Origin of the sequence: Vibrio splendidus (assembly GCF_002873455.1) — a bacterium.
Classification (GTDB): domain Bacteria; phylum Pseudomonadota; class Gammaproteobacteria; order Enterobacterales; family Vibrionaceae; genus Vibrio; species Vibrio splendidus_J.
In genome coordinates this window covers 99,922-122,561 of the sequence record NZ_MCUN01000024.1, presented here as the reverse complement: position 1 = coordinate 122,561, position 22,640 = coordinate 99,922, and the positions used below count along the sequence as shown (strand labels likewise).

The following is a 22,640-nucleotide window of genomic DNA, read 5'->3' as shown; positions in this document are numbered from 1 at the left end:
GATTAAGCTATAAGATAACCAACTCCAAATTTGATGGCGCAGATTCTAACTAATTTATTACAAAAAAGCTCGCGCAATCGTTTGGCATCTCAAAATTAATTATGAAAAGTGCCATTTCAGCCTGAAAAGTAACGATAAGGTTAATTGTGGAATGGACGGAACAGTAGGAAAAAAAATGTTTCAGATCGGTGAATTAGCGAAACGATGTGGTGTGACAGCCGATACCTTACGATTTTATGAGAAGAATAACCTGATCGCGCCAGCCAGCCGCAGTGAGTCAGGTTATCGACTATATGATGAAAATAACCAGAAACAGGTGACGTTTATTCTCAAATCTAAAGCGTTGGGACTGAGTCTGGACGAGATTAAAGAATTGCTTGAGATTCGTCTCGAAGCCACACAGCACAGTTGCGCCGAAGTGAAATCAATTACCTCAGCAAAACTAGAGATGATCGATGAGAAGATTACCGAGTTAACCAAGATTCGCACTGCACTTAAAAAGATTAATGATGCGTGTTGTGGCCACGTAGACGATGATGCAAGCCATTGTTCTATTCTGGCAGCCTTGGATTCAGCAAACGTTGATAAAGAGCGCTGCTGTCGCACTGGAGAGTAATCAGTCACCTATTACGGTTCGACAAGCCAAAAAAAAGCCAAACTCAATAAATGAGCTTGGCTTTCAATTCAATTAATTACGAAAGAACGATTAGTTCATGCCGTATTTTTTAAGTTTCTTGCGAAGAGTACCGCGGTTAATACCCATCATGGTTGCTGCGCGAGTTTGGTTACCGCGAGTGTACTGCATGATAGTGTCTAGTAGTGGCTGTTCAACTTCAGCTAATACTAATTCGTATAACTCGCTGACTTCTTGACCGTTTAATTGAGCAAGGTAATTTTTCAATGATGCTTTAACTGAGTCACGTAGTGGTTTCTGCGTGATTTGGTCTTGTGATGTAACTGTAGTTACTGTCAATGCTTCTGAAGTCAGATTTTGTTCGAACATATTCGGTCTAGCTCTTCTCGTAATTATGGTGCAACGTTATCAAAAAAACCTTCTAGCGCTTCAAGCTGCAGATCACCTGCTTCGAATGCGTTGAAGGTACGGCGAAACTCACTCGCCTGTTCATGTTCTTTTAGGTACCAACCCACATGCTTACGAGCAATACGGGGGCCTAAAAACTCGCCATAAAATTCATGTAGAGCGTTAACATGGCCAAGCATGATGTCTTTCACTTCCGAAGTCGGGAGCGGGTCCATCGTGGTGCCGTTTTCCAAATAGTGTAGGATTTCGTTAAAAATCCAAGGGCGTCCTTGGGCAGGTCGACCTATCATTAAAGCATCAGCGCCAGTGTACTCCAGCACAAACTTAGCTTTTTCCGGGCTATCGATATCACCGTTAGCGATAACCGGAATAGATACTGCTTGTTTTGCTGCTTTAATGTGTTTGTATTCTGCCTCACCTTTGTACATACAAGCGCGAGTTCTCCCGTGAAGGGCAAGAGCTTGTATGCCGCAGTCTTCGGCTATTTTAGCGATTTGGACACAGTTTCTATTGTCTGTATCCCAGCCTGTGCGCGTTTTCAACGTTACTGGAACGTCGACAGCATTTACCACAGCTTTCAGAATATCTTCAATGAGTTCTGGATGCTGAAGTAGGGCTGAGCCCGCAAGCTTCTTATTCACTTTTTTGGCTGGACAACCCATATTGATATCGATGATTTGCGCACCGTTAGCAACATTGAATTGAGCAGCCTCGGCCATAAGCTGTGGATCTGCACCAGCGATTTGTACTGAACGAATGCCCGATTCGCCTTCATGTACCATACGCTGCTGAGACTTTGACGTTTTCCAAACTTTCGGATTGGAGGACATCATTTCACTGACTGCCATCCCCGCACCGTAACGAAGACACAACTCACGGAATGGTCTATCCGTTACGCCAGCCATAGGAGCGACGATTAGATTGTTCTTAAGTTGATAATTTCCGATTTTCAAAAAATGTCATCACAGTTCTGTACCAGCAAGGGCGCGCATTTTACGCATTTTTTCGCTGCGTGAAAAGACTAATATTTGAGCATTTACAATTTGTTTTTGTAATTTGCTTAAAATTCAGTCAATTAGCGCCCAAAGTCTTGTCTAGCCTTGCTTGCGACCAGAGATTCGACACCATTCTTGTTGTTCAATGATTGGATCAATGTGAAGCTCATCACGATAATAAGTCGCAACATCTTCTGCTTGTGTATCCAAAACACCCGACATCGCAAGCACGCCAGTTGGCTTAATTAGGCCTTTGATGATGCCTGAAAGGTCGCGTAATGGACCAGCAAGAATGTTGGCAACAACCACGTCAGCAATCAGACCTTCAGGTTGATCTTGTGGTAAGAACACCTCTAGTTGCTCTGCCACGCCATTGCGCTGTGCGTTGTCTTTTGAAGCCAGTAGAGCTTGAGGATCAATGTCGATCCCGATAACTTTTGCCGCGCCAAGTTTGATCGCAGCGATCGCAAGAATGCCTGAACCACAACCGAAGTCGATCACGGTTTTGCCTGTAAGGTCTAAGCCTTCCAGCCATTCAAGACACAATGCTGTTGTTGGGTGAGTACCAGTACCGAATGCAAGACCAGGGTCTAGCATGACGTTCACAGCGTCAGGCTCTGGGATATCGCGCCAGCTCGGGCAGATCCAAAGACGCTCACCAAACTTCATTGGGTGGAAGTTATCCATCCATTCACGTTCCCAGTCCTTGTCTTCAATTTGCTCTACTTTATGAGCAAAGTCTGCAGGGAACATGTTGCTTGCTTTAATTTGCGCTAGAACGACACCAGTATCAGTCTCAGCGTCGTAAAGCGCGAGAATGTCAGTATCACCCCAAAGGCGAGTTTCACCCGGCAGAGGCTCAAATACAGGGGTATCTTGTGCATCCAGGAAAGTTACGGAAAGAGCACCTGTCTCTTCCATTAACATGTCGCCGATTTGTTCGGCATTTTCATTGGTCGCATTAAGCTTGATTTGAATCCAAGGCATGGCTGCATCTTCTATATGAGAAAAATTGGATGGCGAGTCTAGCAGAAAATATGAGCAAATTCACCAAAACACCGCGGATTATAAGAGGGATTATTGATTGATTTTTGCGAGTGTTTAAAAACAAAAATGCCCACCGAAGTGAGCATTTATTACTGTTCTACAGAGAACGTATTATGGAAGACCTGCTTCTGTTGCAGACCAAGCTTCTATTGCAGACCAAGCTTCTTCTCAAGGTAGTGGATGTTTGCACCACCGTGTTGGAAGTTTTCGTCGTTCATAATAGCCAATTGAAGTTCAGTATTAACGTTAATACCTTCAACAATCATTTCACCCAATGCGTTCTTCATACGAGCGATAGCGACATCACGGTTCTCACCGTAAGTGATCAGCTTACCAATCATTGAATCGTAGTGTGGTGGTACTGTGTAGCCAGTATAGATGTGAGATTCCCAACGAACACCCATACCACCTGGAGCATGGAAGCGCGTGATCTTACCTGGAGATGGTAGGAAACGAACTGGGTCTTCCGCGTTGATACGACATTCGATTGAGTGGCCGCGCAGCTTAATATCATCCTGTGTGAATGATAGAGGCTGACCAGCAGCAATGCGAAGTTGCTCTTTCACTAGGTCGATACCCGTTACCATTTCAGTAATCGTGTGCTCAACCTGGATACGAGTGTTCATTTCGATGAAGTAGAACTCACCATTCTCGTATAGAAATTCAAATGTACCTGCGCCGCGGTAACCAATCTCAAGACATGCACGAGTACAACGGTCACCGATGTACTTACGCATCTCTTCAGTGATGCCTGGTGCTGGAGCTTCTTCCACAACTTTCTGGTGACGACGCTGCATTGAACAGTCACGCTCACCTAGGTGGATAGCATTGCCTTGCCCATCTGCAAGCACTTGTACTTCAATGTGACGTGGGTTTTCTAGGAATTTTTCCATGTAAACCATGTCGTTATTGAAACATGCTTTTGCTTCAGCACGCGTCATTGCGATAGCTTCTGTTAGTTCTTTTTCAGTACGAACAACACGCATACCACGACCGCCGCCGCCGCCAGATGCCTTGATGATTACAGGGAAACCAATGCGCTTAGCGTGCGCTTTGTTTTTCACTTCATCATCATCAAGAGGGCCGTCAGAACCCGGTACACAAGGTACGCCAGCTTTCTTCATTGACGTGATAGCTGACACTTTGTCACCCATCATGCGAATGGTTTCAGCTTTAGGGCCAACGAAGATAAAACCACTGCGCTCTACCTGTTCTGCAAAATCTGCATTTTCAGACAGGAAGCCGTAGCCAGGGTGGATAGCGACTGCACCCGTTACTTCAGCAGCGCTGATGATACGAGGAATGTTCAGGTAGCTATCGATACCACGAGCTGGACCGATACAAATGGTTTCGTCAGCAAGCAGTACGTGCTTAAGATCGCGGTCAGCTGTTGAGTGAACCGCTACCGTTTTGATGCCAAGCTCTTTACATGCTCGCAGAATACGCAGTGCAATTTCACCACGGTTCGCGATTACTAATTTATCTAACATAATGAGTGCTCTCTATTATTCGATAATTACTAGAGCTTGGTCGAATTCTACTGGTTGACCGTCTTCAACTAGGATAGCTGTTACAACACCAGATTTATCAGCTTCGATTTGGTTCATCATTTTCATTGCTTCAACGATACATAGCGTTTCGCCAGCAGTTACAGATTGACCAACCTTAACGAATGGTTTTGCATCTGGGCTTGGAGCGCCGTAAAAAGTACCAACCATTGGAGAAAGAACTTGGTGACCAGCTGGAACCGCAGGAGCTGCTGCTTCTGCTGCTTCTGCTGCTTCTGCTGCTACAGGTGCCGCCGCAGGTGCTGCCGCTACAGGAGCTGGAGCCGCTGCATATTGAATAGGCGCTGCAGATACAGGGCTGTTACGACTGATTCGTACTGACTCTTCACCTTCAGAGATTTCTAGCTCAGAAATACCAGACTCTTCAACCAATTCGATTAGCTTTTTGATTTTGCGAATATCCATTGTTTCTTTCTCTTTATCTGTTGATTGAACTTACTCTTTGACTGAGTAGGTTAGTAATAGTTCGTTGTTTTTATTTACTTTGCGTTGAGCTTGTTGAGCGCCGCCGTCAAAGCAAATTGATAACCTTGGGCACCTAAGCCACAAATCACACCTTCTGCTTTATCAGATAGGTAAGAGTGGTGACGGAATGGTTCACGTGCGTGAACATTCGATAGATGAACCTCAATAAATGGGATAGCAACACCAAGTAGTGCATCACGCAACGCCACACTGGTATGTGTAAAGGCCGCTGGGTTGATAATAATAAAATCAACATTTTGATAAGCACTATGGATAGCTTCAATCAGTTCATACTCACGATTTGACTGTAAGTGAGACAGCTCAACATCTTGTGTTTTCGCTTGCTCGGTCAAAGAGCTAATAATCTGGTCAAGTGTTTGAGAACCGTAGTGTGCAGGCTCTCTAAGGCCTAACAGGTTAAGGTTTGGGCCATTTAAAACTAGAATGCGAAACTTTGTAGACATTGTGGGGCTATCTTCCTTTATCGTGTTTACGAATGTGAATGTTGCCATTTTATTGAAAATTTGGGGTTAATTTCCAGTAAGAAAAACCCAAATTTAAAAATTAGAACCAGATTATAGCTAATTCAGCGCAAATCGCAGCAATTTACTGGTCTAATCTCCTATAAGTACGGCATGGAATTGTTATCAACTTAACAAAAAACCGCGATTGCCTTAATTTTATCGAAGATATTTGAGATCAAGATCAGCCATAAAAAAACCGCCACATAGGTGACGGTTTATTAATGGCTGTTTTAAACAGTGATAAGCTAATGTGACGGGTTGCTTATGCCAGTTCTGCTTTCTCAGCAATCAGCTTATCAACTACGCTTGGGTCTGCCAGTGTCGACGTATCGCCTAGGTTGCCAGTATCGCCTGTGGCAATCTTACGTAGGATACGACGCATGATTTTGCCTGAACGAGTTTTTGGCAAAGAATCTGTCCAATGCAGTACATCTGGTGTTGCGATTGGGCCTATCTCTTTGCGTACCCAGTCTTTCACTTCTTTATGAAGTTCTGCGGTTGGGAACTCACCATCATTTAGCGTGATGTAAGCGTAAATTGCTTGGCCTTTAATATCATGAGGAATGCCCACAATCGCTGCCTCTGCAATCTTATCGAATGCTACTAGTGCCGATTCAATCTCAGCGGTACCCATACGGTGACCTGATACGTTAAGTACGTCATCCACACGACCCGTAATCCAGTAGTAACCATCTTCATCACGACGAGCGCCATCACTGGTAAAGTACATGCCTTTAAAGGTAGAGAAGTAAGTCTGCTCAAAACGGTCATGATCGCCGTGAACGGTACGCATTTGGCCCGGCCAAGAGTCAAGAATCACTAGGTTGCCGTCGGTCGCTCCTTCAATGATGTTGCCCATGTTGTCGACAAGTGCGGGTTGCACACCGAAGAATGGACGAGTCGCTGAACCCGGTTTTAGATCTGTTGCGCCCGGTAGCGGTGCGATTAAGATGCCGCCTGTTTCTGTTTGCCACCATGTATCGACAATCGGAGACTGCTCATTACCAATCGTTTTGTAGTACCACTCCCACGCTTCAGGGTTGATAGGTTCACCTACCGAGCCCATGACTCTTAGGCTGTCACGAGAAGTCCCTTCAATCGCTTCATTGCCTTTTGCCATTAAGGCACGAATCGCCGTTGGTGCAGTATAAAGAATATTAACTTGATGCTTATCGACCACTTCACTCATGCGGCTTGTGTTCGGGTAATTCGGCACACCTTCAAACAGGATGGTTTTCGCACCATTGGCAAGCGGACCGTAGACAAGGTAAGTGTGACCAGTAATCCAACCCACATCCGCAGTACACCAGAAGGTTTCCCCTTCTTGGTAATCGAATACGTATTTGAAGGTCATGGCTGCATAAACTAGGTAGCCACCTGTGGTGTGCATAACACCTTTTGGTTTACCTGTAGAGCCTGACGTATAAAGGATGAATAGTGGGTCTTCTGCGTTCATCTCTTCTGGTGGGCAATCTGCCGATACGTTTGCGATAGCATCATGCCACCACACATCACGGTGTTCGTGCCACGCAACATCGCCGCCAGTACGTTTGAATACGACAACTTTCTCGATATTTTTCACTTCAGGGTTCGTTAGTGCTTCATCGACATTCTTCTTCAATGGAACAGCACGGCCGCCACGCACGCCTTCATCGGCAGTGATTACGACTTTAGAATTTGAATCGATAATACGACCAGACAGTGCTTCTGGTGAGAAACCGCCAAATACCACTGTGTGAACTGCACCGATACGGGTACATGCCAGCATGGCAACAGCAGCTTCTGGCACCATCGGCATGTATAAACACACCACATCGCCTTTGCGTACACCTTGTTCTTTTAGAGCATTTGAAAACAGGCACACTTCTTTGTGTAGTTCATTAAAAGTTAGAGTTTTGTCATCCGTTGGGTCATCGCCTTCCCAGATGATAGCGACTTCATCACCGCGCTCAGCAAGGTGGCGGTCGATACAGTTAGCCGAAACGTTAAGCGTGCCATCTTCAAACCAACGAATATCAATGTGGCCAGGGTCGAAAGAGGTGTTTTTTACCTGTGTGAAAGGTTTAATCCAATCAACGATTTTTCCGTGTTCACCCCAAAAGCCTTCAGGGTCAGAAACAGATTGCTGGTACATGGCTAGGTAAGTGTCATTATCCGCGTGTGTGGTTGATTTAATATTTTCTTTTACCGGATAAACGTGGGCTTCACTCATTGCATCTCTCCTTGTGCCAACATTCTTAATGAACTGGCAACTTCCTTTGTGTTCAGTTTCTAAGTCTTTTACAGGACCGTCGTTGTGCTATCACTCTCGGCTAGGACGGCGATTTCCACAATTAGACTTTAGGATGAGACGCCGCTTTTCACTTACAAAATAGCGAGTTAAGTTCATTTTTGCGATATTGCTCTCTATGTCGAGAGGCAAAGGTTGAATTAAGAATAAGAAGAGTTGAAACGGGGTAAATCACCGTGTTTAAGGCGTACAAAAATTAGTGCAGCGGAGATAGCGTCTTGTAATGCATCATGTTTATTGACCGGTATAGGCAAATCCAACTGGCGACATATGGCGTCCATACTGAGATCAAAATAGGCATTGGGCAGCTGTCTTTCGAGTTTTTCTTGATAGAGCAGGCTCACTTCGACTAATCGGTTAGGCAGTGGAAATCCAAGCTGTTTTAAACAGGCACGGTCGAGAATCTTTTTATCATAGCGGATGTGATAGCCGACTAAAGGACGGTTACCAATAAAGTCGAGCAGCTCGATCAAAGCCTGTTTTTCTTCAATGCCGTGCTTTAGATCTTGATGGCGAATACGATGGATTTTTATTGAATTGCAATCGAGCGATTGAGGAGCTCGTAATTGGACTTCAAAAGGCTGACTGGTAATGATTCGGTTACCGATGATCTTGGTTGCGGCAATAGTGACTAACTCCGCTTGATTAGGGTCGAGGCTGGTGGTTTCACAATCGAGCGATATATATTCATTATGCGTAGGTGTAGTAAACAGAGGCTGATAAGCAGAGCCTTTGAGCTTGTGATGCCAGTAATAACGAACCAATCTATTCATCGTTGAGCCGCCTAATCTCTGATTTGATAGTGGTAGCCGAGCCATTGCTTGAATTTTTTGACCACATGTAGGCTATGACGAAGTAAGTCTCGGTCTGCCCGCTCCATCAGTTTGACGTTGATCTTATTGCTGCTGTGTTGTTGTGAAAGTCGCTGAGCTAAACGCCATTTTAAAAACTGTTTGAGAGCTTCACTGAGGTTGTCCGCGGTACTTTGCTCTAAGACCTTTTTACTAACGAGCTGTTCAATGCGTTCAAAGGTGTTGTTCACCGTCACACCATGTTCAAGACAAAGTGCTCTCACACCATGCACTATCGGGAAAATACCGCCTTGTTTGATATCGAGACCTGACTTGGACTGTTTAACATTACCAAACAGAGTGAGGGGAACCGAAAAGTTCAGGGCAGGGCGACAAAATTCAGTGAGGATTAACTCTTGTCCCAACATTAAATCACTGAGGTGTTGTTTGACTGGCTTTAAGAGCTCTCTATTGCCTGCTACTGCATGGGCATCCGCCATGATGGCGATGTCCATTACGGTTTCTGGCGTGGCTTTTTTTACCCAACGGGTGAGGGTTTGTTTCCACTCTTTTTCTGAATGTACCCATTTCGGATTGTTGACCATTACGTTGCCTGGGCAGAGAGGATAGCCCAATTGCTGCAGTGTGTGGGTGAGATCGTTCATGGCACTTTGGCATTGATGCCATTCTAAGCCGTCTTGAATTATCAGTGCGTTGTCTTGATCGGTTTTGAGGATCTGCTCTCCCCGACCTTCAGATCCCAATACGATCAGGCAGCAATGATTATGCAGTGCAGGTGGGATAACCAACTCAAACGCTTTCTCTATTATTTGCTCATTAACGGCTGATATTAGCTCCATGATGAAGCGCGTGCGAATGCCGTTACTGAGCAGGCTTTCGACTAATTGACGCTGTTTGTTGGAGGCTAATGCCAGTTCTTCAATGCTGGTGGCGCGAGCAATACGCAAAGTGAGAACGTGAGAATGAGTAGAGAATGCACTCAGAATCTGTGTCATATCCACCATACCAACAGCATTTGGACCATCACAAACCATCAGCCTTTTTACTCGATTTCTGGTCATGGTAATCATGGCGTTAAATAAGAAGTCGCCCTGGTTTACGTGCATCACTGGAAACGTTGCTATCTCGCCGACAGGCGCATCCAATGGGAAGTTATCGAGCATCACAGCATGCAATAAATTGGTTCGAGTGACGATTCCATACGGTAGGGAACATGATGATCCAAAAGCTTTTTGATCATCATGTTCCAAATGAACTAGAGCCGAGTCCAACCCTTGTTCTTTAAGGGTTTGAGTGACTTGATTGATAGGTTGGTAGGGTTCCAGTATCAATGGAGGGTGATAGATTGATTCGTCCACTTTAGTCAGTATGAACTCGGCAAGATTCTGCTGCTGTTGAGCGGCTTCAATTAGCGCTTTTCGTGTCGAAAGGTTGCTATCAAAGTAAGCTGCAAACTGGCCATTGGCGTGGTAAAGCTCGAGAAAGATGTCTGTGGGTAGTAGATAACTTAATGTATCTTCGAGCGCGATGTACTGGTGTTTGGTGTGAGGTTCAAACTGGCTTCTGACATCAAAAATATCGTCATTGGCATAGTGTGCGTAAATCTCGCCATCACTGCTCGCGCGCTCTTCAACAGCCCCTTTGATCAAAATGTGCAGGTGTCGGCTCGGCCTATCGGCTTCCAGTATGACTTCTTGAGAGCGGTAATACACCACGTCTAATGAAGAGCGCAGCTTCAACTGTTCGGTGTCGGACAGGCTATCGAAGGGTGGGTGCTGCATATTAAATTTGTCAGGCATAAGCATCACAAGAATAAATGGGAGTCTTTAATCAGTCTGACAAAATACCAGCGAAGCTCCAGACGACTTTAGTCTATATGCGAGTATGGGTATCGATGAGCGTGAAATCTTTCATTGAAATGCGATATCCAAACCAATTGAATATGGGAATACTATCCCAGTAATAATTCCCTTTTTCATCGTATGCGAGATAGGCATAATTGGTGCTGCCTTTTTCCGGACACTTTTTATAGGTTATTTATGTTTAGCCCTTCCCCTTATGGCTGGATCTCCCAGTATTTTCTTGGTTTCTTTTTTGCCTATGGTGTTTATTTACCATTTTGGGCGCTGTGGTTTGAAGACCAAGGCGTTTCTGCGGGTGACATTGGTGTCCTAATTGGTATTGGTTTTGCGACGCGTTGTGTTGCTAACCTAGTGATTACGCCACGTATCCATAAAGTTGAACACTTGATGCCAGCTTTACGCTGTTTGAGTTTTGCCGCGCTGTTGTTTGTAGGTTTCCACTTTTTCACGGGTGGCAGTTTTTTATTGATGCTGCTTGCTACTGTGCTGTTCAACCTGTGTTGTGGGCCAATCATTCCATTGTCTGATGCGATGGCTAATCACTATAGTCGTCTTAATATGCTCGACTATGGCCGAACTCGTTTGTGGGGGTCGATTGCCTTTATTGCAGGTTCAACTGTCGTTGGTTACTTGGTTGCGAAATTCGGTACTGAAATGATTTTGTACACGGCCTTTGCTGGTGTACTGATGTCATTAGTATTGGCGATGAGAAACCCTAACGTGATGCCGGTGACACACTCTGAGCAACAAGCGGTACGACCAAGATTAGGTGAGTTGCTGCGTGAATCGTCAGTCGTTAAATTTTTAGCCTTGATGGCGCTGCTGCAAGGTAGCCATGCGGCTTACTACAGCTTTAGTGCAATTTATTGGAAAGAGGCGGGTCACTCAGAAGCGATCATCGGTTATTTGTGGAGCCTTGGTGTTGTCGCTGAGGTGGCCGTATTTGCGTTAAGTAAGCGCTTATTCTCTGGTTGGTCACTGCGTACTCTGTTCGTGGTAGCGGCAATTGGGGTGATGGCTCGTTGGGGGATTACCGCTTCTACCACAGCGATTTTCGCACTGGTTATGGTGCAACTGCTGCATGGTGTGACGTTTGCTATGGCACACATCGCAGCGATTCAATACATCCAATCTGAAGAGCAGAACAAGATGGTTGCGCTACAAGCTCTGTATAATGCGATTCCATTGGGGGCATTTATCGCACTAATGACCACCTTAAGTGGTTGGGGATATGAGCTTTGGGGTGCCAATATCTTCTGGGGTATGGCCGCAATGGGAGCACTTGCCTTGTTTATTAAGGTCGATGAAAGAAGCTCAGTGGTTGAGGTTAATCAAACAGCCTCAGCTCAATCTGATGCTCAGAATTAAAGCCTAAAGCACAGAATTTAAGCGATGCGATTGAGTTAAACGCACTTCCCTAGTTAAATGAAACCTCTCCCTTATGGAGAGGTTTTTTTATGGATGAAAAAGGGTTTTTAATGCAAGGATGGATAGTAATTCCAGTCTCTTTAGCCTATTTGGGCGTGTTGTTTTTGATCGCTTGGTATGGAGACAGGCAAGTTCGTTGGCTATCACGCTGGCGTCCATGGATCTATAGCCTTTCTATTGCGGTGTATTGTACCTCTTGGACCTTTTATGGAACGGTCGGACAGGCGAGCAATAACCCATGGTCCTTCTTGCCTATCTACCTTGCCCCTATTTTGGTTTTCACGTTGGGGTGGCGGATCTTAGCTCGGTTGATCCTCATCGCGAAGCGTGAACACATCACCTCTATTGCCGACTTTATCGCGGCTCGTTATGGAAAATCTCAAGGTTTAGCGGTGGCTGTTACCATTATCGCTGTGGTTGGCATTCTTCCTTATATCGCTCTGCAATTGCGCGGTATTACCATGGGATTGGATATTGTTGCGCCAAACCTAGCCACTGACTTTGGTTATCAGGACTATCACGTGTCTTGGTTTGTGGTCGGTGCGTTGGCCATTTTTACGATGTTGTTTGGCACGCGACACATCGATAACACTGAACACCACCGTGGCATGATGATGGCTGTAGCGTTTGAATCCATTGTTAAGCTCGCGGCATTTTTGATTGTTGGCTTGTTCATCATGTACCTGGCGGTGAGCAGTGACAAAATCGACCTGCTTGATGTGGCTGCTTCCACTTATGAATCGCCCAATATTCCGACTCTAATCATTCATACCGTTTTAACCATGTTGGCGATTGTCTGTCTGCCGCGTCAGTTCCACACCATGGTGGTTGAAAATGAACGACCTCAGGATTTGCACACAGCTCGCTGGTTGTTTCCTCTTTATCTCATTCTGATGGGGTTGTTTGTTCTGCCGATTGCTTGGGCTGGTCAGGGATTACTTACTGGCATGCCAGCAGATACCTATGTGATCAGTGTGCCGATGGCAGAAGGGGCCAATCACATTGCTTTGCTAGCTTTCCTTGGGGGGACCTCGGCGGCGAGTGGCATGGTGATTGTCTCGACCATTGCATTGGCGATCATGGTCTCGAATGATCTTGTGATGCCATTATTGTTGCGTCGTATGCGCTTGACACAAAGAACCCACAAGCACTTTTCTGGTTTGTTATTGGTGATTCGTCGCGGGTTAATTCTACTGCTTTTACTCGGTGCTTGGGCGTTTTACCAGGCACTGGATACAATCCATTCATTGTCGGCGATCGGATTTCTTTCATTTGCCGCAATTGCGCAGTTTGCTCCCGCCTTGATCGGTGGCTTGTATTGGCGCCCAGGGAATCGAAAAGGGGTGTATGTAGGTTTATTGGTAGGCTCAGTGATTTGGCTGATTACCCTGATGAGCCAAACCAGTATGTTGGCGGGCGATAGCGACAGTAATTTATTGCTGTGGATTATTACGCCGCCAGAGTTGTTGAATAGTTGGGAGGTCAGCAGTTCAAACTGGGGTATCGTGATGAGTATCTTACTCAATACCCTGTGTTATGTGGTGGTCTCGATGACGACACGACCAAGCCTAAGTGAGCGCTTACAATCGGCGGCATTTGTGGGTACACCATTACCTGAAAATGAAAATATTAGTCTTTATCAGAACCGAGTCACGGTGGCTGAATTAGAGATGCTCGCCTCGCGTTTTGTAGGTCGCAAGCGAGCGAAAAGCGCCTTACACAGCTATTGGCAACAACACGGTCAGCCACTGCTTCCTAATCAACAAGCGCCCGCGAGTTTGATTCGACATGCAGAGCGTGTACTCGCAGGGGTATTCGGTGCATCTTCCGCTAAGTTAGTACTCACTTCGGCTTTGCAAGGCAGAAATATGCAGCTTGAGGAAGTTGCGACTATCGTTGATGAAGCGTCTGAGTTGTACGATTTCAGTCGAGGTTTGCTGCAAGGTGCGATTGAACATATAGGGCAAGGCATTGCGGTCATTGATAAACAAATGAGGCTGGTGGCGTGGAATCAGCGATATCTTGAGTTGTTTGAATTCCCTGTTGGTTTGATTCAAGTTGGCCGACCCATCTCAGATGTGATTCGGCATAATGCCCAACAAGGTTTGTGTGGTCCTGGTGACCCAGAAGATCACGTTCGACGTCGTGTTTATCACCTTGAACAAGGCACACGACACACCTCATCTCGTATTCGCCCTGACGGCCGAGTGATTGAGGTGCAAGGTAATCCAATGCCAAGTGGTGGCTTTGTGATGAGCTTTACCGACATCACGGTTTTCAGACAAGCAGAGCAAGCACTAAAAGATGCTAACGAAAGTTTGGAATCGAGAGTTCATGAACGAACTCAAGAGCTTGAAAAACTTAACCAACGCTTGGTTAAAGCGACGCAAATCTCTGATCAAGAATCTCAATCGAAGAGTCGTTTCTTAGCGGCGGTGAGTCACGATTTGATGCAGCCGCTCAATGCTGCGCGTCTGTTTGCTTCGTCACTGTCTGAGGTGGCAAAAGAGCAAGAGGAGAAGCAGCTTTCTTCTCATATCGAAAGTGCGTTGGGTGCGGCTGAAGATCTGATTGGTGATTTGTTGGATATCTCTCGCTTGGAATCCGGCAAGTTAGAAACCAACATTCACGCAATTACGGTGCACGATGTATTAACCCATTTGAATGCTGAATTCAGTGCGTTGGCCGTGCAGCAAAAGATTGAATTTAAAATGATCCCTTCGTCACTGTTTATTCACTCGGATCCTAAATTATTGAGACGTGTGATTCAGAACTTTTTAACTAATGCGTTTCGCTATAACCCAGAAGGTAAAGTGGTCCTCGGCGCGAGGCGAGTGAATGGTCAGGTTCGAATTGATGTGTGGGATAACGGAACCGGTATCGATGAAGACAAGCAACAGGAGATCTTCGAAGAATTTACTCGTGGTAGCCAAGTGCGCGCTGATCAGGGGTTGGGGCTAGGATTAGCCATTTCCAAAGGTATTGCCCATGTGCTTGGGCACCAAATATCGATGCGTTCATGGCCGGGGCAAGGGAGCGTCTTTTCTATCACCGTAGCGAGAGCAGAACAGGTAGCTCCGGTTGTGCAAGCTTCGACGCCAATGGCGACCAGTGATATCGAACACCTGAAAATACTCTGTGTCGATAATGAACGAGAGATTTTAGTCGGAATGGAGAACTTGATAGGACGGTGGGGTTGTGAGGTTAAGACAGCCGTCGACTTGGTCGAAAGCTTGAAGTGTCTCGATAATGATTGGCAGCCGGATGTGATTTTCTCTGATTATCGTTTAGATAACGGTCGAACAGGACTGGAGGTGTTGCAACAGTGCCGCTTGCGTCTTGGGGATTCTTTTGAGGGTGTCATCATCAGTGCCGATAGAACCGATGACATGTTGGCTGCAATAAAAGCCAACAGCTTTAGCTTTATTGCCAAGCCAGTGAAGCCACTCAAGTTAAGAGCGGTTTTGAATCGAGTGAGCTAGCTTTAATTAACAGGTTCGGATTGGTAAGCGGATAGTGGAAAGGCCTCGGATGAGGCCTTTTTTGTCTCTGCTATTTCAACGAGTTGCATAAAATGCCTGTCAGCTTTCTAACTAACCTGCAATGCCACCCTGTGTCAGTGTGGTTGGATTGAGCAATTTGCTGAGCTCTTCTCGGCTTAGGTCTGTTTCTCGCTCGGCAACATCAAGAATCGGTAAGCCCTCTTTGTAGGCTTTCTTGGCAATATCAGCGGCTTTTAGGTAACCAATCACAGGGTTAAGTGCCGTCACCAGAATTGGATTCTTTGAAAGTGCTAAATCGAGGTTTTCTTGACGCACCGTGAACGTGGCAATCGCTTTATCAGCCAATGCGACTGAGCTGTTGGCTAACAGTTCTATGCTTTCTAGAACGTTATGAGCAATAACCGGCAGCATCACATTCAATTGGAAGTTACCCGATTGGCCTGCAACTGTAATGGTGGTGTCATTACCAATTACTTGCGCTGCCGCCATGGCAGCTGCTTCTGGAATTACAGGGTTCACTTTGCCAGGCATGATAGACGAGCCCGGTTGGAGAGCCTGCAACTCAATTTCTCCTAAGCCCGCCAACGGACCTGAATTCATCCAGCGAAGATCGTTTGAGATCTTCATGATCGCAACTGCTGCAGTTTTGAGCTGACCTGACAACGCAACGATCGCGTCTTGGCTGCTGAGGTTAAAAAAGAAGTTTTCACTTGAGGTAAAATTGATCTTTGTCGATTGAGATAGGTTGCTTGCAAACTTATCGGCAAAGCGTGGGTCGGCATTGATCCCCGTACCTACCGCAGTGCCACCTTGAGCAAGTGCCTTGATTGCTGGCAAGCTGCTTTCTATCGCTTGCTTGGCATGTTCAATCTGAAACTTCCAACCGCCAAGCTCTTGGGCAAAGGTAATCGGCATCGCATCCATTAGATGGGTACGGCCTGTTTTGACTACTTCAGCAAGCTCATGTTGTTTGACGGTAAGCGCTGCAGAAAGATGAGTAAGTGCGGGAAGCAGCTTATTTTCAGCCATCAAAGCGACACTGACTTGAATGGCTGTTGGCACTACATCGTTACTGCTTTGGCCCATGTTGACGTGATCATTCGGGTTCACATCTCCTTGCAGGCTTCTTGAAGCAAGTGTCGCGATCACTTCATTGGCATTCATGTTAGAGCTGGTGCCAGAGCCCGTTTGATAGACATCAATAGGGAATTGCTCGAGGTGCTTACCCTCAATGATCTCTTGGCTGGCTTCGGCTATCGCGTTGGCAATATCACCTTCCAGTAAACCTAACTGAGCATTAGTATCGGCGGCAGCTAGCTTAATTAATGCCAGTGCTTGAATAAAGCTGGTTGGCATCTTGTGTGAACTAAACGCGAAGTTATCCGCGGCACGCTGAGTTTGTGCTTGGTATAGCGCATCGGCAGGCACTTTCACTTCGCCCATGCTGTCTTTTTCAATCCGAAATTGTAGGGTCATGTTCTATCCTTGTTAGCCAAGTGGGGCTTGGACTTGTTGTAGTGTTTGGCTGAGATTTAAAAAACGCGCTTGGCCTTGTGGTTGCTGGCAGTAGTGGCGTTTCAAATAAAATAATGGAGAGTGAATAGAGTCTAGGCAGGTATGACGAAAGGTGAAACTGCGGTCAGGAGATTCAATCGCTTCAATTAAATGGAAGAAAACTTGGCGTAGGTACAACTCACACAACAAGATATTCTCTTGGGCAGCGTGCTTTTCATAGTAAGCCGAAAGCGTTAGGCCACATTGAATATAGTCTCGAATGATATTAGGTTCGTTGCCTTGAACTTGTTCTATTGAAGCAAAGCGATCCTGTGCTTTGTAAAACCTTGAGTAGAGACTCTGCTGCTCTTTCATCATCATTTGCATCTCTTTAATGGATGTTAATGATAATTATTATCAAATGAAATTTTAAAAACAACCCTTTATTTTGTCTTTTTATAAAATATGAGGGCAAAAGAAAAAGCCGATACAGAATGTATCGGCTTTCTTGGAATCAGTACCTAATCCCTACAATGTAAGCACTGATTTACCTTATTGTGTCGCGACTCTTATGAGTGGCTTTTTGTTGTTTAGTGGTCGTGAGCTTCACCAGCACCTTTCGGGTAACGGATGTTCTCAACCATCTCTTGTACATCTTCAGGAACTTCTGCTGTCACTTTGTTCACTGCAATTGATACGATGAAGTTTAGACACATACCTAGCGTACCGATACCTTCTGGGCTGATACCAAACCACCAGTTTTCCGGTGTGCTTGCTGCTGGGTTAATGAACTTGAAGTAGATGATGTAACTTGCTGTGAAGGCAATACCTGACAACATACCTGCAATAGCGCCTTCCTTGTTCATCTTCTTGTAGAAGATACCTAGGATGATGGCAGGGAAGAAGGATGCTGCGGCTAAGCCGAAGGCAAACGCTACTACCTGAGCTACGAAACCTGGTGGATTAATACCTAAGTAACCAGCACCGACAATCGCGACCATGGCTGCCAAACGAGCGGCTAACAGCTCCTGCTTGTCGGTCATGTTTGGTCTAAAGCCTTTCTTCAACAAGTCATGTGAAATCGACGTTGAGATTACCAATAGTAGACCTGCGGCTGTTGATAGTGCGGCTGCTAGGCCACCGGCTGCGAGTAGTGCTACAACCCAGTTAGGTAGTTTTGCTAGCTCTGGAGAAGCCAGTACGATGATGTCACGGTTAATCTTCATCTCGTTGCGTTCATCGCCCGAGTAGAACATTTTGCCATCGCCGTTCTTATCTTCCCAACCTACTAGGCCCGTGCTTTCCCAGTTTTTATACCAGCTTGGTGCGTCTGTTGCTGCGACACCTTGCATGTCTGGGCCGTTAATCGTTTCGATCATGTTTACACGAGCGAAGGCTGCAACGCCTGGTGCTGTTGTGTATAACAATGAGATGAACAGTAGCGCCCAACCTGCTGAGATACGAGCATCACGTACTTTTGGTACCGTGAAGAAACGAATGATTACGTGTGGAAGACCGGCAGTACCTACCATTAGAGCCGCACAGATGAAGAATACATCTACCATGCTCTTGTTACCTTCGGTATAGGCGGTAAATCCGAGTTCTTCGGTGAGTCCATCCAGTTTATCAAGTAGGTATACATCTGTACCTGATAGCGTTGAACCCATACCAACTTGTGGAAGTGGGTTACCTGTCATCATGATTGAGGTAAAGATTGCTGGAACAAGGAAGGCGAAAATGAGGACACAGAATTGAGCTACCTGCGTATAAGTGATGCCTTTCATGCCACCAAGCACTGCGTAGAAGAACACAATACCCATACCAATGATGATGCCTAGGTTAATATCAACTTCTAGGAAACGAGAGAATACAACGCCAACACCACGCATCTGGCCTGCAACGTACGTAAATGACACGAAGATTGCACAGAATACCGCTACCATACGTGCTGTTTTCGAGTAGTAACGCTCACCGATGAAATCAGGAACCGTAAACTGACCGAACTTACGTAGGTAAGGTGCTAAACATAGCGCAAGTAGTACATAACCACCTGTCCAACCCATTAGGTAAACCGCACCGTCGTAACCAACGAATGAGATGATACCTGCCATTGAGATGAATGATGCTGCCGACATCCAGTCAGCGGCTGTTGCCATGCCGTTTGCTACTGGGTGTACGCCGCCGCCAGCAACGTAGAATTCACTGGTTGTTCCAGCGCGAGCCCAGATTGCGATGCCGATATAGACTGCGAAAGTAATACCGACGAGAATAAACGTCCAAGTTTGAATATCCATGTTCTAGCCTCTAGTCTTCCTGTACGTTGTATTTTTTGTCCAGCTTATTCATGCGAACAACGTAAATAAATATCAACGCCACGAAGGTATAAATTGAACCTTGTTGAGCGAACCAAAAACCTAGCTTAAATCCGCCAAATTGAATGGTATTTAGGACATCCACAAATAAGATGCCAGCGCCATAAGACACTACAAACCAGACTGCTAGTAGTGTGCCCATTATTCCCAAGTTTTCCTTCCAGTAGGCTTGAGCATGTTCCGTAGATTCGAACGCCATTGCCTTCTCCTTTAATTCCATTTCAGTAGAAATCGTTTCTGTGAAACCGTTTTTGTAAAATAGCTGTGTTAACGTAATGTTACGATTTAGAATGTAGCAAGGATAAGTCAAGGGATCTGTGCAACTTTAGTCGGGACGCTATTAGCGCTAATGTACTGAAATATGGGAGCTAGGAGACATAACCATAGAAAAACGTGATGTTGCAATGATGTTAAATTAGCCAAAGGTCTAACAAAAAGGGATGAATTAGAGTGCGAGTCATAAAATTTAACAACTAAATGACTGAGAAACGGTATTTAGTCCTGCCTATGACACGAAGCGAAACATAAGTTTGTTATAGTAACTACGGTACTTTCACCGGCCGTGACTTGCTTAACGCTAGAAGATCAACAAGCTAGTGGCAAAAGATCAACAGGCTTAAAGCTCGAGTTTTATTCTTTGGGGGAACGAATTGGACGCAATAACCATTAATCACTTATTTTTGACTGGTGCCGTACTCATCGCCATCAGTGTACTTTTCTCACAAGTGTCCTCTCGATTGGGCGTTCCGATTCTTTTAATCTTTTTGTTCGTTGGTATGTTGGCGGGCGAAGATGGCCCCGGTGGCATTAACTTCAATGATTACTCGCTGACCTACTTGGTGAGTAATTTGGCGCTTGCTGTGATCCTGCTTGATGGTGGTATGCGAACCAAGGTCGCGAGCTTCAAGGTCGCTTTTTGGCCGTCGCTCTCGCTAGCGACGATAGGCGTCGCATGTACCGCAACCCTAACGGGCTTAATGGCCGCTTGGCTGTTCGACCTGTCATTGATGCAGGGTATCTTAGTTGGTGCGATTGTAGGTTCGACCGATGCCGCTGCGGTATTTTCTTTGTTGAAAGGGCAGAGCCTCAATGAACGTGTTGGCTCAACCCTAGAGATCGAATCCGGTACTAATGACCCAATGGCTGTTTTCCTGACAGTGACTTTAATTGCGCTACTGGGCACCCCAGATGCCGAGATGGGAATGAACTTTCTACTCAAAAGCTTTGCGATGCAGTTTGGTATCGGTACTCTTGTTGGTATTGGCGGCGGCTGGGTTCTATGGAGCTTAATCAATCGAGTACAACTGGCTGATGGCCTTTACTCGATTCTGGTACTCAGTGGGGGCGTGGCTCTGTTTGCGTTCTCTAACATGCTTGGCGGCAGCGGCATCTTATCGATTTACCTCGTGGGTCTATTCATTGGTAATCGTCCAACGCGTTCTCGACACTCTATTCTTAATGTCCTAGACGGTATGACGTGGCTAAGTCAGATCGTGATGTTCTTGGTTCTGGGGCTATTGGTTACGCCATCGACATTGATGGACATTGCACTTCCTGCGTTAGCATTGGCTTTCGGTATGATCTTGTTTGCTCGCCCGTTGTCTGTTTGGTTGGGTTTGCTGCCGTTCAGAAGCTTTACCACCAAAGAACGTTGGTTTGTTTCTTGGGTAGGTTTACGCGGCGCTGTGCCGATCATTTTGGCGGTGTTCCCGATGATGGCTGGCCTGCCTAATGCTCAGCTATATTTTAATATCGCGTTCTTCGTGGTTATGGTTTCGCTGATTGTTCAGGGCGGCAGTTTAATGAAAGTCGCGAGACTCGCTAAAGTGACTCTACCGCCAACGCCGACACCGATTTCTCGTACCGGCATTGAGATCTACCCTACCAGTGAGTGGGAGATGTTTGTCTATAAGTTGAAAGAGGAAAAGTGGTGTGTCGGTGAACCGCTCAAGCGTTTATCGATGCCTGAAGGGACGCGCATCACCGCACTGTTTCGACAAGATGCCTTGCTTCACCCATCGGGCAGTACCATATTAGAGGCGAACGATATTCTCTGTGTGCTTGGTCAAGATAAAGCTCTAGATAGCCTAAGTGAGCTGTTCAGTGAGGCACCTTTGGCAGAAGAAGCTGCTCGATTCTTTGGTGACTTCTTCTTAGATGTTGGATTATCGGTTGCAGCGGTCAGTGATTGTTATGGTATTGAACTGGGCTCGGAAGAAGAGCGAGAAATGACGCTAAAACAATTGGCTGAGCGAGAGCTTGGTGTTCATCCTGTATTAGGTGATAGCTTTGTGTGGCATGACATTACTTGGGTGGTTGCAGAGATAGATGATCATAAAGTCGTCAGGTTGGGTTTATGTTTACCAAAGACGACTTTAGAAGAGGATATAAGCGAAGTTTAGTTGTGGACTTCTTGTAGCAAGATAACTGCTTGAGTTCGGTTTTTCACATCCAGTTTACGGAAGATGGCTGTCATATGTGCCTTGATAGTCGCTTCCGACACATTCAATTCATAGGCGATTTGCTTGTTTAGCAGGCCGTCTGAAAGCATCCCTAACACCTTGTATTGCTGAGGCGTCAGTGTGGAAATCTTTTCCGCAAGGTCGCTACAGGCTGCATTGTTGGTGATAAGCCCTTCAGGAAAGAACGGGTCGCCATTCAGCACTTGATTCAGTGCACTCACCAATTCACGCATATCACTCGACTTAGGAATGAAGCCAAAGGCACCGTGGCTCTTCACTTGAGTGACAACGCTGGCATCCTCGCTGGCTGAGATCACCACAATCGGTAAATCTGGATATTCAGCACGCAGTTGAATTAAGCCCGACATCCCGTTTGCTCCCGGCATTTTAAGGTCGAGAAGCAACAGGTCTGGTTCATCTTCTTTTTTTAGTAGAGTCAGTAAGGCATCGAGAGAATCAGCCTCAAGCAGGTTCGCACCGCTGATCGCCATATGAACTGACTGAAACAAGGCGTTGCGAAAGAGAGGGTGGTCATCAGCAATGATGATGGTATAGGTCGAGTCCATGACGTTCATACTTTTAACAATTTAGTTAATATTTATTATCATCCTGATTGAGTATGTGGACAATATCTATGCATGAAAAGTCTGAACCATATCGACTTTTATCCCCGGAATAAGAAAGCGTTACTCTGAATAGCAAAAAAGCCGCACTGCCATCTCGTTACGGAGGGGCGGTGCGGCTTTCGTTTAGGCGGATATTCCGGTGAATATTGT

At 45.9% G+C, this 22,640-nt stretch carries 18 protein-coding genes; 4 read left to right on the top strand and 14 right to left on the bottom strand.

Annotated elements, in window-relative coordinates; translation table 11 throughout:
• The first annotated feature begins 175 nt into the window (after positions 1 to 175).
• Positions 176 to 616, top strand: coding sequence for a Zn(2+)-responsive transcriptional regulator (gene zntR, locus BCU75_RS18265; protein ID WP_029222059.1), 441 nt, complete (start codon positions 176 to 178; stop codon positions 614 to 616).
• Positions 617 to 706: 90 nt separating this feature from the next.
• Here the strand turns inward: zntR and fis are convergent, their stop codons facing one another.
• The 9 genes from fis to BCU75_RS18220 form a co-directional block, all read right to left on the bottom strand.
• Entirely contained in the window at positions 707 to 1,003 is a 297-nt protein-coding gene (gene fis / locus BCU75_RS18260) for a DNA-binding transcriptional regulator Fis (protein WP_004729744.1), read from the bottom strand.
• Between the two features lie 23 nt (positions 1,004 to 1,026).
• The gene (dusB, locus tag BCU75_RS18255; RefSeq protein WP_017104592.1) at positions 1,027 to 1,995 is read right to left on the bottom strand and encodes a tRNA dihydrouridine synthase DusB; all 969 of its coding nucleotides are present in this window, start codon (positions 1,993 to 1,995) and stop codon (positions 1,027 to 1,029) included.
• Between the two features lie 141 nt (positions 1,996 to 2,136).
• The gene (gene prmA / locus BCU75_RS18250) at positions 2,137 to 3,024 is read right to left on the bottom strand and encodes a 50S ribosomal protein L11 methyltransferase (RefSeq protein ID WP_017108603.1); all 888 of its coding nucleotides are present in this window, start codon (positions 3,022 to 3,024) and stop codon (positions 2,137 to 2,139) included.
• Positions 3,025 to 3,230: 206 nt separating this feature from the next.
• Positions 3,231 to 4,574, bottom strand: coding sequence for an acetyl-CoA carboxylase biotin carboxylase subunit (accC, locus tag BCU75_RS18245; protein ID WP_065207430.1), 1,344 nt, complete (start codon positions 4,572 to 4,574; stop codon positions 3,231 to 3,233).
• Positions 4,575 to 4,589: 15 nt separating this feature from the next.
• Complete coding sequence (gene accB, locus BCU75_RS18240; protein ID WP_102474671.1) at positions 4,590 to 5,057, bottom strand: acetyl-CoA carboxylase biotin carboxyl carrier protein; 468 nt, start codon at positions 5,055 to 5,057, stop codon at positions 4,590 to 4,592.
• A 74-nt stretch (positions 5,058 to 5,131) separates the two neighbouring features.
• Positions 5,132 to 5,581 carry a type II 3-dehydroquinate dehydratase gene (gene aroQ / locus BCU75_RS18235; RefSeq protein ID WP_004729735.1) on the bottom strand — a complete coding sequence of 150 codons (450 nt, stop codon included), beginning with the start codon at positions 5,579 to 5,581 and terminating at the stop codon, positions 5,132 to 5,134.
• A 322-nt stretch (positions 5,582 to 5,903) separates the two neighbouring features.
• Positions 5,904 to 7,853: an acetate--CoA ligase gene (gene acs, locus BCU75_RS18230; protein ID WP_102474670.1), complete on the bottom strand. Its 1,950-nt coding sequence runs from the start codon at positions 7,851 to 7,853 to the stop codon at positions 5,904 to 5,906.
• 218 nt (positions 7,854 to 8,071) lie between these two features.
• Complete coding sequence (locus tag BCU75_RS18225; RefSeq protein ID WP_076675535.1) at positions 8,072 to 8,704, bottom strand: 3'-5' exonuclease; 633 nt, start codon at positions 8,702 to 8,704, stop codon at positions 8,072 to 8,074.
• 11 nt (positions 8,705 to 8,715) lie between these two features.
• Complete coding sequence (locus BCU75_RS18220; RefSeq protein ID WP_102474669.1) at positions 8,716 to 10,548, bottom strand: DUF294 nucleotidyltransferase-like domain-containing protein; 1,833 nt, start codon at positions 10,546 to 10,548, stop codon at positions 8,716 to 8,718.
• Positions 10,549 to 10,782: 234 nt separating this feature from the next.
• On the opposite strand from BCU75_RS18220, the gene BCU75_RS18215 reads away from it, so the two are divergent.
• Both BCU75_RS18215 and BCU75_RS18210 read left to right on the top strand, forming a co-directional pair.
• Positions 10,783 to 11,973, top strand: coding sequence for a 3-phenylpropionate MFS transporter (locus tag BCU75_RS18215; protein ID WP_102474668.1), 1,191 nt, complete (start codon positions 10,783 to 10,785; stop codon positions 11,971 to 11,973).
• 110 nt (positions 11,974 to 12,083) lie between these two features.
• The gene (locus tag BCU75_RS18210) at positions 12,084 to 15,515 is read left to right on the top strand and encodes a hybrid sensor histidine kinase/response regulator (RefSeq protein ID WP_241905393.1); all 3,432 of its coding nucleotides are present in this window, start codon (positions 12,084 to 12,086) and stop codon (positions 15,513 to 15,515) included.
• A gap of 111 nt (positions 15,516 to 15,626) precedes the next feature.
• On the opposite strand, the gene BCU75_RS18205 is transcribed toward BCU75_RS18210, so the two are convergent.
• The 4 genes from BCU75_RS18205 to BCU75_RS18190 all read right to left on the bottom strand — a co-directional run bounded on the left by BCU75_RS18205 (position 15,627) and on the right by BCU75_RS18190 (position 19,601).
• Complete coding sequence (locus BCU75_RS18205) at positions 15,627 to 17,012, bottom strand: class II fumarate hydratase (RefSeq protein WP_102474666.1); 1,386 nt, start codon at positions 17,010 to 17,012, stop codon at positions 15,627 to 15,629.
• Between the two features lie 12 nt (positions 17,013 to 17,024).
• Complete coding sequence (locus BCU75_RS18200; RefSeq protein WP_102474665.1) at positions 17,025 to 17,411, bottom strand: hypothetical protein; 387 nt, start codon at positions 17,409 to 17,411, stop codon at positions 17,025 to 17,027.
• A gap of 209 nt (positions 17,412 to 17,620) precedes the next feature.
• Positions 17,621 to 19,324, bottom strand: a complete 1,704-nt coding sequence (locus BCU75_RS18195; protein ID WP_076675521.1) for a sodium:solute symporter family protein — start codon at positions 19,322 to 19,324, stop codon at positions 17,621 to 17,623.
• 10 nt (positions 19,325 to 19,334) lie between these two features.
• Positions 19,335 to 19,601 (bottom strand): DUF4212 domain-containing protein, encoded by a 267-nt coding sequence (locus BCU75_RS18190; RefSeq protein WP_009844701.1) that lies wholly within the window; start codon positions 19,599 to 19,601, stop codon positions 19,335 to 19,337.
• 451 nt (positions 19,602 to 20,052) lie between these two features.
• On the opposite strand from BCU75_RS18190, the gene BCU75_RS18185 reads away from it, so the two are divergent.
• Positions 20,053 to 21,804 carry a potassium/proton antiporter gene (locus BCU75_RS18185; protein ID WP_102474664.1) on the top strand — a complete coding sequence of 584 codons (1,752 nt, stop codon included), beginning with the start codon at positions 20,053 to 20,055 and terminating at the stop codon, positions 21,802 to 21,804.
• Here the strand turns inward: BCU75_RS18185 and BCU75_RS18180 are convergent.
• Positions 21,801 to 22,430, bottom strand: coding sequence for a response regulator (locus BCU75_RS18180; protein ID WP_019821543.1), 630 nt, complete (start codon positions 22,428 to 22,430; stop codon positions 21,801 to 21,803). The two genes, BCU75_RS18185 and BCU75_RS18180, sit on opposite strands and share 4 nt — an antisense overlap.
• Positions 22,431 to 22,640 lie beyond the last annotated feature (210 nt).

Excerpts from the sequence above, each read along its gene's own strand:
- accC (WP_065207430.1), bottom strand. The coding sequence starts at position 4,574 with ATGTTAGATAAATTAGTAATCGCGAACCGTGGTGAAATTGCACTGCGT.
- aroQ (WP_004729735.1), bottom strand. The coding sequence starts at position 5,581 with ATGTCTACAAAGTTTCGCATTCTAGTTTTAAATGGCCCAAACCTTAAC.
- BCU75_RS18180 (WP_019821543.1), bottom strand. The coding sequence starts at position 22,430 with ATGGACTCGACCTATACCATCATCATTGCTGATGACCACCCTCTCTTT.
- BCU75_RS18220 (WP_102474669.1), bottom strand. The coding sequence starts at position 10,548 with ATGCTTATGCCTGACAAATTTAATATGCAGCACCCACCCTTCGATAGC.
- acs (WP_102474670.1), bottom strand. The coding sequence starts at position 7,853 with ATGAGTGAAGCCCACGTTTATCCGGTAAAAGAAAATATTAAATCAACC.
- BCU75_RS18195 (WP_076675521.1), bottom strand. The coding sequence starts at position 19,324 with ATGGATATTCAAACTTGGACGTTTATTCTCGTCGGTATTACTTTCGCA.
- BCU75_RS18190 (WP_009844701.1), bottom strand. The coding sequence starts at position 19,601 with ATGGCGTTCGAATCTACGGAACATGCTCAAGCCTACTGGAAGGAAAAC.
- BCU75_RS18225 (WP_076675535.1), bottom strand. The coding sequence starts at position 8,704 with ATGAATAGATTGGTTCGTTATTACTGGCATCACAAGCTCAAAGGCTCT.
- BCU75_RS18215 (WP_102474668.1), top strand. The coding sequence starts at position 10,783 with ATGTTTAGCCCTTCCCCTTATGGCTGGATCTCCCAGTATTTTCTTGGT.
- BCU75_RS18200 (WP_102474665.1), bottom strand. The coding sequence starts at position 17,411 with ATGATGATGAAAGAGCAGCAGAGTCTCTACTCAAGGTTTTACAAAGCA.
- accB (WP_102474671.1), bottom strand. The coding sequence starts at position 5,057 with ATGGATATTCGCAAAATCAAAAAGCTAATCGAATTGGTTGAAGAGTCT.
- zntR (WP_029222059.1), top strand. The coding sequence starts at position 176 with ATGTTTCAGATCGGTGAATTAGCGAAACGATGTGGTGTGACAGCCGAT.
- BCU75_RS18205 (WP_102474666.1), bottom strand. The coding sequence starts at position 17,012 with ATGACCCTACAATTTCGGATTGAAAAAGACAGCATGGGCGAAGTGAAA.
- BCU75_RS18210 (WP_241905393.1), top strand. The coding sequence starts at position 12,084 with ATGCAAGGATGGATAGTAATTCCAGTCTCTTTAGCCTATTTGGGCGTG.
- fis (WP_004729744.1), bottom strand. The coding sequence starts at position 1,003 with ATGTTCGAACAAAATCTGACTTCAGAAGCATTGACAGTAACTACAGTT.
- prmA (WP_017108603.1), bottom strand. The coding sequence starts at position 3,024 with ATGCCTTGGATTCAAATCAAGCTTAATGCGACCAATGAAAATGCCGAA.